This window comes from Paracoccus pacificus, from assembly GCF_042680785.1.
Classification (GTDB): domain Bacteria; phylum Pseudomonadota; class Alphaproteobacteria; order Rhodobacterales; family Rhodobacteraceae; genus Paracoccus; species Paracoccus pacificus.
The window spans coordinates 22325-34722 of record NZ_JBHUEN010000008.1; the positions used below are offsets into that span (position 1 = coordinate 22325).

The 12398-nt window shown below is 66.7% G+C and carries 14 protein-coding genes; 6 read left to right on the forward strand and 8 right to left on the reverse strand.

Features of this window, described 5'->3' with window-relative positions:
- The 4 genes from ACFSCT_RS03160 (at position 1) to copM (ACFSCT_RS03175) (ending at position 5266) form a co-directional block, all read left to right on the forward strand.
- Complete coding sequence (locus ACFSCT_RS03160) at positions 1-2406, forward strand: heavy metal translocating P-type ATPase (RefSeq protein ID WP_088233771.1); 2406 nt, start codon at positions 1-3, stop codon at positions 2404-2406.
- A 102-nt stretch (positions 2407-2508) separates the two neighbouring features.
- Positions 2509-3012 (forward strand): DUF411 domain-containing protein, encoded by a 504-nt coding sequence (locus ACFSCT_RS03165; RefSeq protein WP_465263169.1) that lies wholly within the window; start codon positions 2509-2511, stop codon positions 3010-3012.
- Between the two features lie 164 nt (positions 3013-3176).
- Complete coding sequence (locus ACFSCT_RS03170) at positions 3177-3587, forward strand: hypothetical protein (protein WP_058099087.1); 411 nt, start codon at positions 3177-3179, stop codon at positions 3585-3587.
- A 308-nt stretch (positions 3588-3895) separates the two neighbouring features.
- Positions 3896-5266 carry a CopM family metallochaperone gene (copM, locus tag ACFSCT_RS03175; RefSeq protein WP_379140079.1) on the forward strand — a complete coding sequence of 457 codons (1371 nt, stop codon included), beginning with the start codon at positions 3896-3898 and terminating at the stop codon, positions 5264-5266.
- A gap of 126 nt (positions 5267-5392) precedes the next feature.
- Here the strand turns inward: copM (ACFSCT_RS03175) and copM (ACFSCT_RS03180) are convergent, their stop codons facing one another.
- The gene (gene copM, locus ACFSCT_RS03180; RefSeq protein ID WP_058099089.1) at positions 5393-5797 is read right to left on the reverse strand and encodes a CopM family metallochaperone; all 405 of its coding nucleotides are present in this window, start codon (positions 5795-5797) and stop codon (positions 5393-5395) included.
- Positions 5797-6003 carry a heavy-metal-associated domain-containing protein gene (locus tag ACFSCT_RS03185; protein WP_058099090.1) on the reverse strand — a complete coding sequence of 69 codons (207 nt, stop codon included), beginning with the start codon at positions 6001-6003 and terminating at the stop codon, positions 5797-5799. The genes copM (ACFSCT_RS03180) and ACFSCT_RS03185 overlap by 1 nt, the downstream gene beginning before the upstream one ends.
- A gap of 160 nt (positions 6004-6163) precedes the next feature.
- Here ACFSCT_RS03185 and ACFSCT_RS03190 point away from each other — a divergent pair, with 160 nt between their 5' ends.
- Both ACFSCT_RS03190 and cueR read left to right on the forward strand, forming a co-directional pair.
- A complete protein-coding gene (locus tag ACFSCT_RS03190; RefSeq protein WP_082658172.1) occupies positions 6164-8725 on the forward strand; it encodes a heavy metal translocating P-type ATPase in 2562 nt (853 codons plus the stop codon).
- A gap of 155 nt (positions 8726-8880) precedes the next feature.
- Positions 8881-9330 carry a Cu(I)-responsive transcriptional regulator gene (gene cueR / locus ACFSCT_RS03195; RefSeq protein WP_058099091.1) on the forward strand — a complete coding sequence of 150 codons (450 nt, stop codon included), beginning with the start codon at positions 8881-8883 and terminating at the stop codon, positions 9328-9330.
- 27 nt (positions 9331-9357) lie between these two features.
- Here the strand turns inward: cueR and ACFSCT_RS03200 are convergent, their stop codons facing one another.
- From ACFSCT_RS03200 to ACFSCT_RS03225, 6 genes are all read right to left on the reverse strand, one after another.
- Positions 9358-9468, reverse strand: a complete 111-nt coding sequence (locus ACFSCT_RS03200) for a DUF6127 family protein (RefSeq protein WP_223191438.1) — start codon at positions 9466-9468, stop codon at positions 9358-9360.
- A 373-nt stretch (positions 9469-9841) separates the two neighbouring features.
- On the reverse strand, positions 9842-10351 hold the full coding sequence (locus tag ACFSCT_RS03205) for a DUF2285 domain-containing protein (protein ID WP_227493460.1): 510 nt from the start codon (positions 10349-10351) through the stop codon (positions 9842-9844).
- The gene (locus tag ACFSCT_RS03210) at positions 10305-10613 is read right to left on the reverse strand and encodes a transcriptional regulator domain-containing protein (RefSeq protein ID WP_379140082.1); all 309 of its coding nucleotides are present in this window, start codon (positions 10611-10613) and stop codon (positions 10305-10307) included. The genes ACFSCT_RS03205 and ACFSCT_RS03210 overlap by 47 nt, the downstream gene beginning before the upstream one ends.
- A gap of 112 nt (positions 10614-10725) precedes the next feature.
- Positions 10726-11058 carry a DNA -binding domain-containing protein gene (locus tag ACFSCT_RS03215; protein WP_425433971.1) on the reverse strand — a complete coding sequence of 111 codons (333 nt, stop codon included), beginning with the start codon at positions 11056-11058 and terminating at the stop codon, positions 10726-10728.
- Between the two features lie 39 nt (positions 11059-11097).
- The gene (locus ACFSCT_RS03220) at positions 11098-11349 is read right to left on the reverse strand and encodes a helix-turn-helix domain-containing protein (RefSeq protein ID WP_058099093.1); all 252 of its coding nucleotides are present in this window, start codon (positions 11347-11349) and stop codon (positions 11098-11100) included.
- Positions 11350-11581: 232 nt separating this feature from the next.
- Positions 11582-11983, reverse strand: coding sequence for a single-stranded DNA-binding protein (locus ACFSCT_RS03225; protein WP_058099094.1), 402 nt, complete (start codon positions 11981-11983; stop codon positions 11582-11584).
- Positions 11984-12398: the final 415 nt, after the last annotated feature.

A 12398-nucleotide genomic window follows, 5' to 3' on the forward strand; every position in this document is an offset into this window, starting at 1 on the left:
ATGACCAGCAAGACGGAACACGATCACCAGAACCAGACTCACGCCCATTCGGCCCACGGACATGTGCATGATCACGCGCATGACCACGCAGCCGCCGCGCAGGACGACACGCACAAGGTCAAGGACCCGGTCTGCGGAATGATGGTCGATCCCCACACGACCCAGCACAAGGCCGAGCATGCCGGTCGGCCATATTACTTCTGCTCGGCCGGGTGCCGGGCGAAGTTCTTGGCCGAGCCGGAACGCTATCTCGATCCGGCCGCCGCGGCGGCCAAGGCAGAGCCGGTTCCCGAAGGGACGATCTACACCTGCCCGATGCACCCGGAGATCCGGCAGGTCGGGCCCGGATCATGCCCGATCTGCGGCATGGGGCTGGAGCCGGTTCTGGTCAGCCTAGAGGCAGAGCCGAATGTAGAACTGATCGACATGACGCGCCGGTTCTGGATCGGCCTTGCTCTGACGATCCCGGTGTTCGTCCTCGAGATGGGCGGGCATCTTTTCGGGCTGACCCACGCCATCGGTCAGCAGGCCTCGAACTGGCTGCAACTGCTCCTCGCCACGCCAGTCGTTCTCTGGGCGGGCTGGCCATTCTTCCAGCGCGGCTGGCAGTCGCTGGTCAACCGCAGCCTCAACATGTTCACCCTGATCGCCATGGGCACCGGCACGGCCTGGATCTACAGCGTCGTGGCGACGCTGGCGCCGGGCATTTTTCCTGACCAGTTCCGCCAGCCCGACGGCTCGGTCGCGGTCTATTTCGAGGCGGCGGCGGTCATTACCGTGCTCGTGCTGCTCGGGCAGGTGCTGGAGTTGCGCGCGAGAGAGAGCACCAGCGGCGCGATCCGCGCGCTGCTCGACCTTGCCCCCAAGACCGCCCGGATCATCCGCGACGACGGCACCGAGGAGGAGGTTCAGCTCGACACCGTTCATGTCGGCGACCGCCTGCGGGTGCGGCCCGGCGAGAAGGTTCCGGTCGATGGCGAGGTGCTCGAGGGTCGCAGCGCCGTCGATGAATCGATGGTGACCGGCGAGTCGATGCCGGTGACCAAGGAGGTCGGCGCCACCGCCATCGGCGGCACCATGAACCAGTCCGGCGCGCTGGTGATCGAGGCGAAGAAGGTCGGCCGCGACACCATGCTGTCGCAGATCGTCCAGCTTGTCGCCGAGGCGCAGCGGAGCCGCGCGCCGATCCAGCGGCTGGCCGATCAGGTCTCCGGCTGGTTCGTCCCGGCGGTGATCGTGGTCGCGGTGCTCGCCTTCATCGCCTGGTCGATCTGGGGTCCCGAGCCGCGCTTCTCGTTCGGTCTCATCGCGGCGGTCTCGGTTCTGATCATCGCCTGCCCCTGTGCGCTGGGGCTGGCGACGCCGATGTCGATCATGGTCGGCGTCGGGCGCGGCGCGCAGGCGGGCGTGCTGATCAAGAACGCCGAGGCGCTGGAGCATATGGAGAAGGTCGACACCATCATCGTCGACAAGACCGGCACCCTGACCGAGGGCCGGCCCGCCGTCACCGCCATCGTTCCGGCTGCTGGCTTTACCGAGGAAGAAGCCTTGCGCCTTGCCGCCAGTGTCGAACGCGCCAGCGAGCATCCGTTGGCGCTGGCCATCGTGCGGGCGGCCGAGGAGCGCGGCCTTGAACTCGCACCGGTCGCGGATTTCGACTCACCCACCGGCAAGGGCGCGCTCGGAGTGGTCGAGGGCAAGCGCATTCCCCTTGGCAATGCCAAGTTCCTCGCCGAGCAGGGCGTCGATGTCGCGCCGCTGGCCGATGAGGCCGACCGGCTGCGCGAGGACGGCGCAACCGCGATCTTCATGGGGGTGGACGGGCAGGTTGCGGCCATCTTTGCCATCGCCGATCCGGTCAAGCCATCGACGCCCGAGGCGCTCGCCGCGCTCAAGGAGCAGGGCATCCGCGTGGTGATGCTCACCGGCGACAACTGGACCACGGCGAAGGCCGTCGCGCGCCAGCTCGGCATCGACGAGGTCGAGGCGGAGGTGCTGCCCGACCAGAAGAGCGCGGTCGTGCAGCGGCACAAGGCGGCGGGCGAGGTGGTGGCGATGGCCGGCGACGGCGTCAACGACGCCCCGGCGCTGGCCGCTGCGGACGTTGGCATCGCCATGGGCACCGGCACCGATGTGGCGATGGAAAGCGCGGGCGTCACATTGCTCAAGGGCGATCTGACCGGCATCGTCCGCGCCCGCAAGCTGTCGGAAGCGGTCATGGGCAATATCCGCCAGAACCTGTTCTTCGCCTTCATCTACAACGCTCTGGGCGTGCCGGTCGCGGCCGGGGTGCTGTATCCGTTCTTCGGCATCCTGCTGTCGCCGATCATCGCGGCGGCCGCCATGGCGCTGTCCTCGGTCAGCGTGATCACCAATGCCGCTCGGCTGCGGAGGGTGAAGCTGTGATGCCCGCTGGCGCGCCTCTGCCGGCACCATGCCGCAGCATGCAAGCACCTGCTCACCCCTTCGTGCGTCGCGCCCGGACCGTGACGGCGAGATAATGAATCCATGAAACGAGGTTTGACGATGAGAAACGATCACCCCATCAGCCGGCGCACCGTTCTGGCCGCTGCCGGCGCGCTGCCCCTGCTGATGTCCATGCCAAGGCGGGGACATGCCGAAGCGCTGCCGCTGGTGAGCGTCAGCAAGGATCCATCCTGCGGCTGCTGCGATGGCTGGGTCGCGCATATCGAGGCCGCAGGCTTCCCGGTGAAGGTGGTAGAATCCTCCGATATGGACAGCCTCAAGCAGCGGCTCGGCGTCCCGGCCGAACTGGCCTCCTGCCACACCGCCGAGGTGGGCGGCTACGTGGTCGAGGGCCATGTGCCTGCCGCAGCCATCCGCCGCCTTCTGGCCGAGCGGCCTGACGCGACGGGGCTGGCCGTTCCCGGCATGCCGGCCGGCTCGCCCGGCATGGATTTTCCGGGCGTCGATCCCGAGCCCTATGAAGCGTTCCTGTTCGGCCCGACCGTCCGGAGCTTCGGGCGCTTTCTCGGTCCACGGGAAATCTGACACGGGGCTGCCGACATGATCGCCCGACTTGCGAATGATCCGAAACAGCACCTGGCCGAGGCGGCTTGCCTCCGTCAGCGGGGCGGTCTCGCGGCGTCGGGTGGCGGGAGACGTGAACGCGACATCGCACTGGCCCGGCGTGCCGCCGGGAAGGAAAGTGGCGCATGACCGGGCGGGTGCGAGCTGCCTTCCGGGTGAGATGCGGTCGATTGCGCCAGTTTGCGGTTTGCATCCTGCTGCTTGCCATCGGCGCCCTGGTTCTGCAGGTCCCGGTACATGCCGGCCCCGCCGGACACGCCATCCACCAGCAGCAGGTCGCCGCCACGGCAAGCCACTGCGCCCAGCCTCACCTGCCGGACGAGCATGGCGCAGATCAATCGGCAGGCTGCCTGAACGAGGACAGTGGCCAGGGTCCGGCGGACTGCTGCCAGATCTGTCTGGCCGCCGCGGTTCTCGTCGCGCCGCCGACGTTCGGCCCGTCCGTGAACGGTGAGGTTTTCACGGTTGTGCGCACTGATCCGCACGACCGATCACCCGAAGGCATCCTGAAGCCGCCACGTCTCATCGCTGCGTGATGCGCAGGGATCGCCGCGAGGACGAGAGACGTCTCCGGCCGCTCCGCGCAAACCCGAAAGACAAACGAACAGGATGGAGAGCCGCGCCCGCAAATCCGGGCCGGTGCTCCGGAACCAGAGGATGAAATCCAATGAACCGAACAGCAATCGTAATCGCCCTTACTGTCAGCCTGCTGGCAGGCCTGCCAGGCGCTGCTCTCGCGCAGGCCGGACATGACACCCATCACCCGGGAACCCCGCCCGCACAGGCGGAGCAGGCGCCCGCGCCAACGCCGCCTTCAGGCCAGATGCCCGGCATGCAAGGGATGATGCCCGAGCAGTGCCAGGCCATGACCCCGGAATGCATGGGCGCGATGCGCCAGATGATGCAGGGTGGGATGATGCAGGGGATGATGGGCGCGCCGAACGCCGGGGCGGCCCCGGTTAACGAAAGCCTTCCGGATTTCACCCGGGCCTACGTCGAATCGATGAATGAAATGCACGGACCGATGATGGACGGCGTCATGGCCGACGATCCGGATGTCGCCTTCGTCCGGGGCATGATCCCGCATCATCAGGGCGCGATCGATATGGCCCGGATCGTCCTGCAGTATGGCGACGACCCGAAGACAAGGGAGTGGGCGGAGCAGATCATCGCGGTGCAGGAAGGCGAGATCGCCGAAATGCAGGCATGGCTGGAGGCGAAGGCCGGCGAGGCACCTGCGCCCTTTGGTCAGACCGGCGGGACTGTCTGGTCCGCCAATGAAGGCGGCAATTCCATCAGCGCCATCAATCTCGCCACCGGAGCGGTCGACACGGTTTTGATCCCGATCGCGCCCCACAACGTCGACCTGACGCCTGACGGCAAGCTGCTGTTGGCCGTTGGCGATCCTGCCGTCGAAGGGGATCACGGGTCGGACGGGCATGGGCACGGCGGGGACGGTGCGGCCGAGGGTCTGTTGGTCATTCTCGATCCGCAGAACCTCTCGGCGCCCAAGGCGACCGTCGCGGTAGGCTCGCACCCGGCCCATGTGGTCGCTGACCGGCAGGGGCGCGCCTATGTCTCCTTGGCCGGCGGAGACGAGATCGCGGTCGTCGATCTCGCACGGGCCGAAGTCATCGGGCGTATCGCGACGGGGGACTATCCGCACGGCCTACGGCTCAGCCCGGATGAGACCCAGCTTTACGTGGCCAATGTCGAGGACGGGTCCGTGTCCGTCATCGACACCCAGGCGCTGTCCGAGGTCGCGCGCATTCCGATCGGGACCGCGCCGGTTCAGGTCGGGTTCACGCCCTCGGGCGATCAGGTCTATGTCTCGCTGCGCGACGAGAACCGCGTCGCCGTGATCGACACTTCAACCCGCGAGGTGACGAACAGGATCGACGTCGGGCCGAACCCGATCCAGCTCATCGCGACGCAGGATGGGAAATTCGTCTATGTCGCCAATCAGGGCACCGAGGCCGAGCCGAACGACACCGTATCCGTGATCGACACCGCAATCGGTCAGGTGGTGAAGACCATCACCACCGGCCGCGGCGCCCATGGAGTATCGGCATCGGCGGACGGGGTCTATGTGTTCGTGACCAACATCGCCGACGATACCGTGTCGATCATCGACGTGGGGAGCCAGGAAGTGGTCAAGACAGTGCCGGTTGGCGATCGCCCGAACGGCATCGTCTACGGCGGCCCGGCGCGCTGAGCGATCGGCGCCGGAGTTCGCTCCGGCGCCAGCTACCGGCCAGGCACCGAGCCGCGGTCGGTCAGAACAATAGGGCCCGCCGTCTCATTGGCGGGCCCTCGCTATCCCTTGGGGGGCGCGAGCCTGTTACTGACCGCGGGCGGCCAGCCACTCGCGCATCATGGCGATCTCGCCCTCCTGCGCCGCGATCACGTCTTCGGCGAGGGCACGGATCTGCGGGTCCTCGCCGTGTCCCAACACGACGCGCGCCATGTCGATGGCGCCCTGATGGTGCGGGATCATGCTGCGCATGAAATCCACGTCGGCGTCGCCACTGAACTCGACGGCCATCCCGGCATGCATGCGGTCGTTTGCGGCCATGTAGGCCTGAACTGCCGGGCTGTCGGAGGCAGCCGCACCATGCGCGCCATGACCCATGTCCGAACGATCCGTGATCGTAACGCCTTCATCCACGATCTGCGATTGCGCAACGGCCAGTCCGCCCGCGGCGGCAAGCGCGGTCGCCATGAACAGAACGGACAGCTTGTTCATCAGGCGACCGTCCCCACCGGCGCGACGGGAAAGCCCGCCTCGGCCAGCGCGGCCTCGAAGGCGGCGCGGGGCTGCCCGGAGGTGACGACGACCTTGCGCTTCGGGGGATCGGCCTCGACGTTCGCTGCGGGATCAACCGTGTGAATCGCCCTGGTCACGCCGCACGCGCAGCCGCCGCAGGTCATATTTTCAATGTGGAACTGCATGAGTGCCTCCTGTGGTTCGTCTCATGCAAGGTGAGATAGGGTTTCCCATCGTTGGAAGGTCAAGAGGAAAGAATCGATCCTGACAGGTCTTGACCTTCCAGCGATGGGAACCCTTATTTCCCTTGGCGGATGATGGAATAGCTTCAAGGAGACCCCCTTCATGACCGCCCCAGCGCGAGATCGCGAGCCCGGAGCCGGCAGCATCAATCTGCCCCCGATCAGCCTGTCCATCGAGGGCATGACCTGTGCCTCATGCGTGGGCCGGGTCGAGAAGGCGCTGCGGGCCGTGCCCGGCGTCGCCTCGGCAAATGTCAACCTGGCCACCGAGCGCGCCGACATCCGTCTCAGCGCGCCGGTCGAGCGTGCCGCGCTGGTGGGTGCGGTGGAAAGCGCGGGCTATGACGTGCCCAAGCCCCAGGGTGCGGTCGAGATCGCCATCGAGGGGATGACCTGCGCCTCTTGCGTGGGCCGGGTCGAAAGGGCGCTGCAGGCGGTGCCCGGCGTTGCTTCGGCGACCGTCAACCTCGCCACCGAGCGCGCGACCGTCACGGGCCCGGCCGATGCCGGCGCGTTGCTGCGGGCCATCACCGAAACCGGCTACGAGGCGCGGCTGATCGACGGCGGCGGGGCCGATGAGGCGCAGGCCAACGCCCGCAAGGAGGCCGAGCGCGAGACGCTGCGGCGCGACCTGATCCTGGCGGCGGCGCTGACCCTGCCGGTCTTCGTCCTCGAGATGGGCAGCCACCTCATTCCCGCCGTCCATGACCTCGTCGCGGGCACCATCGGCATGCAGGCCAGTTGGTATATCCAGTTCGCGCTGACGCTGCTGGTCCTCGCCATCCCCGGCATCCGCTTCTACCAGAAGGGCCTTCCCGCCCTGTTCCGTGGCGCGCCTGACATGAACAGCCTTGTCGCGGTCGGCACGCTGGCGGCTTTCGGTTATTCACTTGTCGCCACCTTCGCCCCCGGCCTGCTGCCGGCGGGCACCGTCAACGTCTATTACGAGGCGGCAGCCGTTATCGTGACGCTGATCCTGCTCGGCCGCTATCTCGAGGCGCGCGCCAAGGGCCGCACCTCCGAGGCGATCACCCGCCTTGTTGGCCTGCAGCCCAAGACCGCGCGCGTGCGCCGGGGCGGCCGCGTCGAGGACATCGCGGTGGCCAACGTGGCTCCCGGCGATCTCGTCGAGGTCCGTCCGGGCGAGCGCGTCCCCGTGGACGGCGAGGTGGTCGAGGGCGAGAGCTGGGTGGATGAATCGATGATCACCGGCGAGCCCATCCCCGTCCAGAAGCAGGCGGGCGCTGCCGTGACCGGCGGCACCGTGAACCAGAAAGGCGCCTTCGCCTTTCGCGCCACTGCGGTCGGCGGGGACACGGTGCTGGCGCAGATCATCCGCCTGGTCGAGGAGGCGCAGGGCTCGAAACTGCCAATCCAGGCGCTGGTGGACCGCGTCACCATGTGGTTCGTCCCGGCCGTCATGGCGGTGGCGGCGCTGACCTTCGGCATCTGGTTCTTCTTCGGTCCCGACCCGGCGCTGACCTTCGCGCTGGTGAACGCCGTCGCGGTCCTGATCATCGCCTGCCCCTGTGCGATGGGCCTCGCCACGCCGACCTCGATCATGGTGGGCACCGGGCGCGGCGCCGAGATGGGCGTGCTGTTCCGCAAGGGCGAAGCGCTCCAGCTGCTGAAGGATGCCAGGGTCGTGGCGGTGGACAAGACCGGCACGCTGACGGAAGGCGCCCCCGCGCTGACCGATCTGGAACTGGCCGCCGGGTTCGAGCGGGCCGAGGTCCTGAGCCTCGTCGCCGCGGTCGAGGAGAAGTCGGAGCACCCGATCGCCCGTGCGATCGTGGACGCGGCCGCCGGGGAAGGCCTTACGCTGCCCGCCGTCTCGAACTTCGAGTCGGTGACAGGGTTCGGCGTCAGGGCCGTGGCCGGCGGCAAGCCCGTCGAGATCGGCGCAGACCGCTACATGGCCGAGCTTGGCCATGACGTGGCCGGTTTCGCCAAGATCGCCGAGCGTCTCGGCAACGAGGGCAAGTCGCCCCTCTACGCCGCGATCGACGGCAAGCTGGCGGCGATCATCGCCGTGGCCGACCCGATCAAGGAGACGACGCCGGCCGCGATCGCGGCGTTGCACGACCTCGGCCTGAAGGTTGCGATGATCACCGGCGACAACCGCCGCACGGCCGAAGCCATCGCCCGGCGGCTAGGCATCGACGAGGTCGTGGCCGAGGTGCTGCCCGAAGGCAAGGTCGAGGCCGTGCGCCGTCTCAAGACCAGTCATGGGACGCTGGCCTATGTCGGTGACGGCATCAACGACGCCCCGGCGCTGGCCGAGGCGGATGTGGGCCTTGCCATCGGCACCGGAACGGATGTGGCGATCGAGGCCGCCGACGTGGTGCTGATGTCGGGCAGCCTCAAGGGCGTGCCCAACGCCATCGCGTTGTCGCGCGCGACGATCGGCAATATCCGGCAGAACCTGTTCTGGGCCTTCGCCTACAACACCGCGCTGATCCCGGTCGCGGCGGGCGTGCTCTACCCGGCCTACGGGGTTCTGCTGTCGCCGGTCTTCGCCGCCGGGGCGATGGCGCTGTCCTCGGTCTTCGTGCTCGGCAACGCGCTCCGCCTGCGCCGCTTCACGCCGCCGATGGGGACCGATCCGACGGCCCCAGCGACCGCCAGCCCCGCCATGTCCGGCCGGCTTGCACCTGCCGAGTGATCGCCACCCGCGCCGACCGGGGCGCCAGAGTGCGTCCCGGTCATTCCCCTAGCCTGGAAGACCGTCATGACCAATATCACGCACGTCACGCACGACGTCATCTTTCCGCCAGCGGCCGTTCCGCTCATCTTCACCACCAACCAAAGGAGCCACCCATGAACATCGGACAAGCAGCCCACGCCTCGGGAGTCTCCGCCAAGATGATCCGCTACTACGAACAGACCGGCCTCATCCCTCCCGCCAACCGGACCCAATCGGGCTATCGCGACTATTCGGACACCGACGTCCACATGCTGCGCTTCATCCGTCGCGCGCGCGATCTGGGCTTCTCGGTGCCCGAGATCCAGAAGCTCCTGAACCTCTGGCGTGACGGCAGCCGGCAGAGCGGCGATGTCAAGCGCGTCGCTCTTCAGCACATCGAGGAGCTGCGGCATCGGATCGCCGAGATGGAGGACATGGTCACCACGCTCACGACGCTGGCGGACGCCTGCGCGGGCGACCACCGGCCCGACTGCCCGATCCTCTGCGACTTCGAGCAAGCGGCCCCGGAGCATCGGCCGGCACCCGCGAGGGCACCCCTGCCAGGCAGCCGCCCCTCCGTCTGACTGCGGGGCATTGTCGGCCATCGCCGCTTAATCCGGCGGCGCGGCCTCTTCGCCGTCGAGGCCGATATCCGCCAGTGCGCGTTTTGCGCCTTCTTCCGCCGTGCGCGTCAGGATCGCCTCGAACTCGGCGTCCGGCATGCGGACAAAGCCCTGATCGGAACGGGTGGTGTCATCACTTCTCCCTTCCGCCGCTCAACCGACCTTGCAGCCCCAGAACGACGTGTGATCGGCCGCGAAATACCCATCCGCCGCGCGAAAGGTGCCCTGCAACTCGACGGTGTCGCCCTGCGCGAGCGGCGCCATGGTCTGCAGCCAGAGCGCCGTCGCCTCGGAGGCGTGCGCCCCTGAAATCTCGCCCTTTGATCTCGGATTTCGGTCGATCCGTTCAGCACCAGCCGCCCGCGCATACGCGCATTGGTGCTGGAGTTGATCTTGTATAGCAGCGTGGCACCGAAGAGCCACGCGCCCGCGACGGGCGCAACGAAGTGGCTGTTGCCGGCGCAAACCCGCGCTATCGTGGGCGGCGATGACGAAGGAGTTTCCGATAACCGCCGGCGACCATTGCACGGGCATCGCGCAGGAGTGCCTTGATGGCATGACGGGCCGAGGATGCTTGCCATTCGTCCCGGTCAAGCCGGCCGGTGTTCAGAAGAACCCGCGCGATCTCCTGCTGCGTGGCACCAGCCCGATGGCCATCGAAGGCCCGCAGCATCCGTCGGAGGCGCGCGCGTTGCTGGCGTGTCATGCGTGTATCCGGCGGGATCGCGCGACCATGCAGGGCGGAAAGGAAGCGTTGAATGGCCTCGATCCGGTCGAAACCGGCGAGGCTGAGAGGGACGACGGCGACCGCGATCGCGTCCCCCTTAATGGCGCCGTCGAAGATCTGGAGCTTCTGCCCATTGCCAAGCGGGACGTGGAACTCTGCGCCAGCGTTCTCGACCGAGAAGTCGAGGCGCCAGTTCAGCGGAGCGCCGTCAGTGCTGTCGCCAAGTTCCAAAGGGACTTCGGTCAGCACCACCACACTTGTGTCCTCCGCTGGGAGCCAGAAGACCGGCGCATCGGGCGGCGGGACCAGCGGATCGACCGGGAAATCGCAACCCCCAGCGCTGCCGGATCCGTTCGGTCAGCGGTTGGGGGTCTCCTTGGTCGGCAATCGAGGCTTCAAAATCTGCGTCATAATCGTCATTGCGGCGCAGCCATTCCCAGGCCAGATCGGATGCCGTCAGTTCATCCTGATGGTCGTATTGCGCCGAAGAACGCCAGGTCGATGCGTCAGGGGTCATCGCGGCCTCCCGAATCCACTCAAACGAATAGGGAAGGCTCAAGATTCCCGCATGAGTTGCGTTTCGGAAGTCAGGCGCTGGTCAACAGGTGATGCGCGGCACGCATCACGGGTCAGGTCTTGCGCTGACTTTCGCGGACCAGTTCGCGGTAGCCGTGTTCGGTCATCCAATGCGCGCGAGCGAGATGAGTATCATGGATGGAGCGGCAGCGGTCGGGATCGCACTCTGGATCGAGGCCAAAGAGAACCTGCACAGCTTCGCGCCAATCGGCGCCATCACGCTCGGCATCGAGAAGGCGCATGTAGAGCTTCATGTGCTCGCGATCATAAGACGTCAGCGTCTGGCTGGACGGTGGTGTGTCGAGATATGTCTGTGTCGCGCGGCCCATCATTCGCTCACGTTCGGGTAACGTATTTGTTAACCATCTTCGGCGGAAGATAGCCATTCCTTTTGACGAGAACCTGACATCACGCTGGCCGCTATTTCACCGTTTGTCGGTGTTGGCTCCATTGTGTTGCAGCAACACGCCCTCGCCCTTATCTGTCGACAGGAAAACGATCCCGGCCGCTTCGAGAGCGCGGCGCACCTGGTCGCGGGTGGACTCGAACACCTCGAGCCCGCTTTGGGATTCGAGGCGTTTGAGTGCGGTCAATGCGACCTGGGCCTTGTCGGCGAGCGTCTCCTGTGTCCATCCCAGTAACGCGCGCGCAGCCCGTGATTGGCGAGCGGTGATCATACATGATCACCTCCCACCGGGATATGCACGCACTCCAGAACTACGACTATAATAGTCGTTCTTGCTATGAGCGCCAGCCGAAATTCAGGTGCAATTATCATGGATAGAGAGGCGACGCCCTCGTCCATGCCCGTCTGATTCGGTCGCTGGACCTTGCCAGAGGCGGCGGGCGCGATCCGTTGAGACAGGGGAGAAACCCGGCGGCTTGCGCCGCCGGGCCTCGGGTTCCCGATCAGAACGGAATGTCATCGTCGTCGATGAACTTGCCGTCGTCGTTCTCGGTCTGCTTCGCCCGGCTCAGGAAATCGACCGTCTCGGCGATGATCTCGCAGCCGTAGCGATCGACCCCGGCGGCATCGGTCCATTTCGTGTAGTGGATGCGGCCGCGAACCAGAACCTTCATGCCCTTGTCGCAATGCTGCTGGACCGTCTTGCCGAGGCCGTTGAAGCAGGTGATGCGGTGCCATTCGGTGTCCTGGACCCGATAGCCGTTCTCGTCGCGCAGGACGCGGCCTTCCGAATAGCGGGGGCGCGAGGTGGCCAGGGTGAAGTGGGTGATGCCGGTGCCGCCCTGGGTGGTGCGGGTTTCGGGGGCCTGGCCGATGTTGCCGGCGAGGATGACGATGTTCTGCATTGTAGGTCTCCGTTGCTCCTCGGAGGGACCGTCCCTCCGACGAGACCCGGCCAAGGCCGTCGGAAGACTCCTGCAACTGCCGCCCTTGCTGCAGCTTGCCCCCAAGGCCCCAGGTGGGGCGGGCAGCCGCGCTTGCGCGGCAACACGGCTGGGAGCCGCGGGGGTTGCTGGTGGAAGCCGAACGGACTTAGGGGATCAGTCAGGCGGAGGGATGGTGCTTTCGAAAGCAGATCGGGGACGCACAGCAGAACCATCGTCCTTGCTGGCGACAGCGGCCAGGCAGGCCCCCTGCGAACCGAGACCACCGGCATGGCACTCGTTCAACCGTCTTTGCCGGTCAACGTCGTGTCCGCCGCCGGAAGGCCCTGTCATCCGCGATGTGATCGAACAGGCTATCGGGTTCTCATGCCCGCTA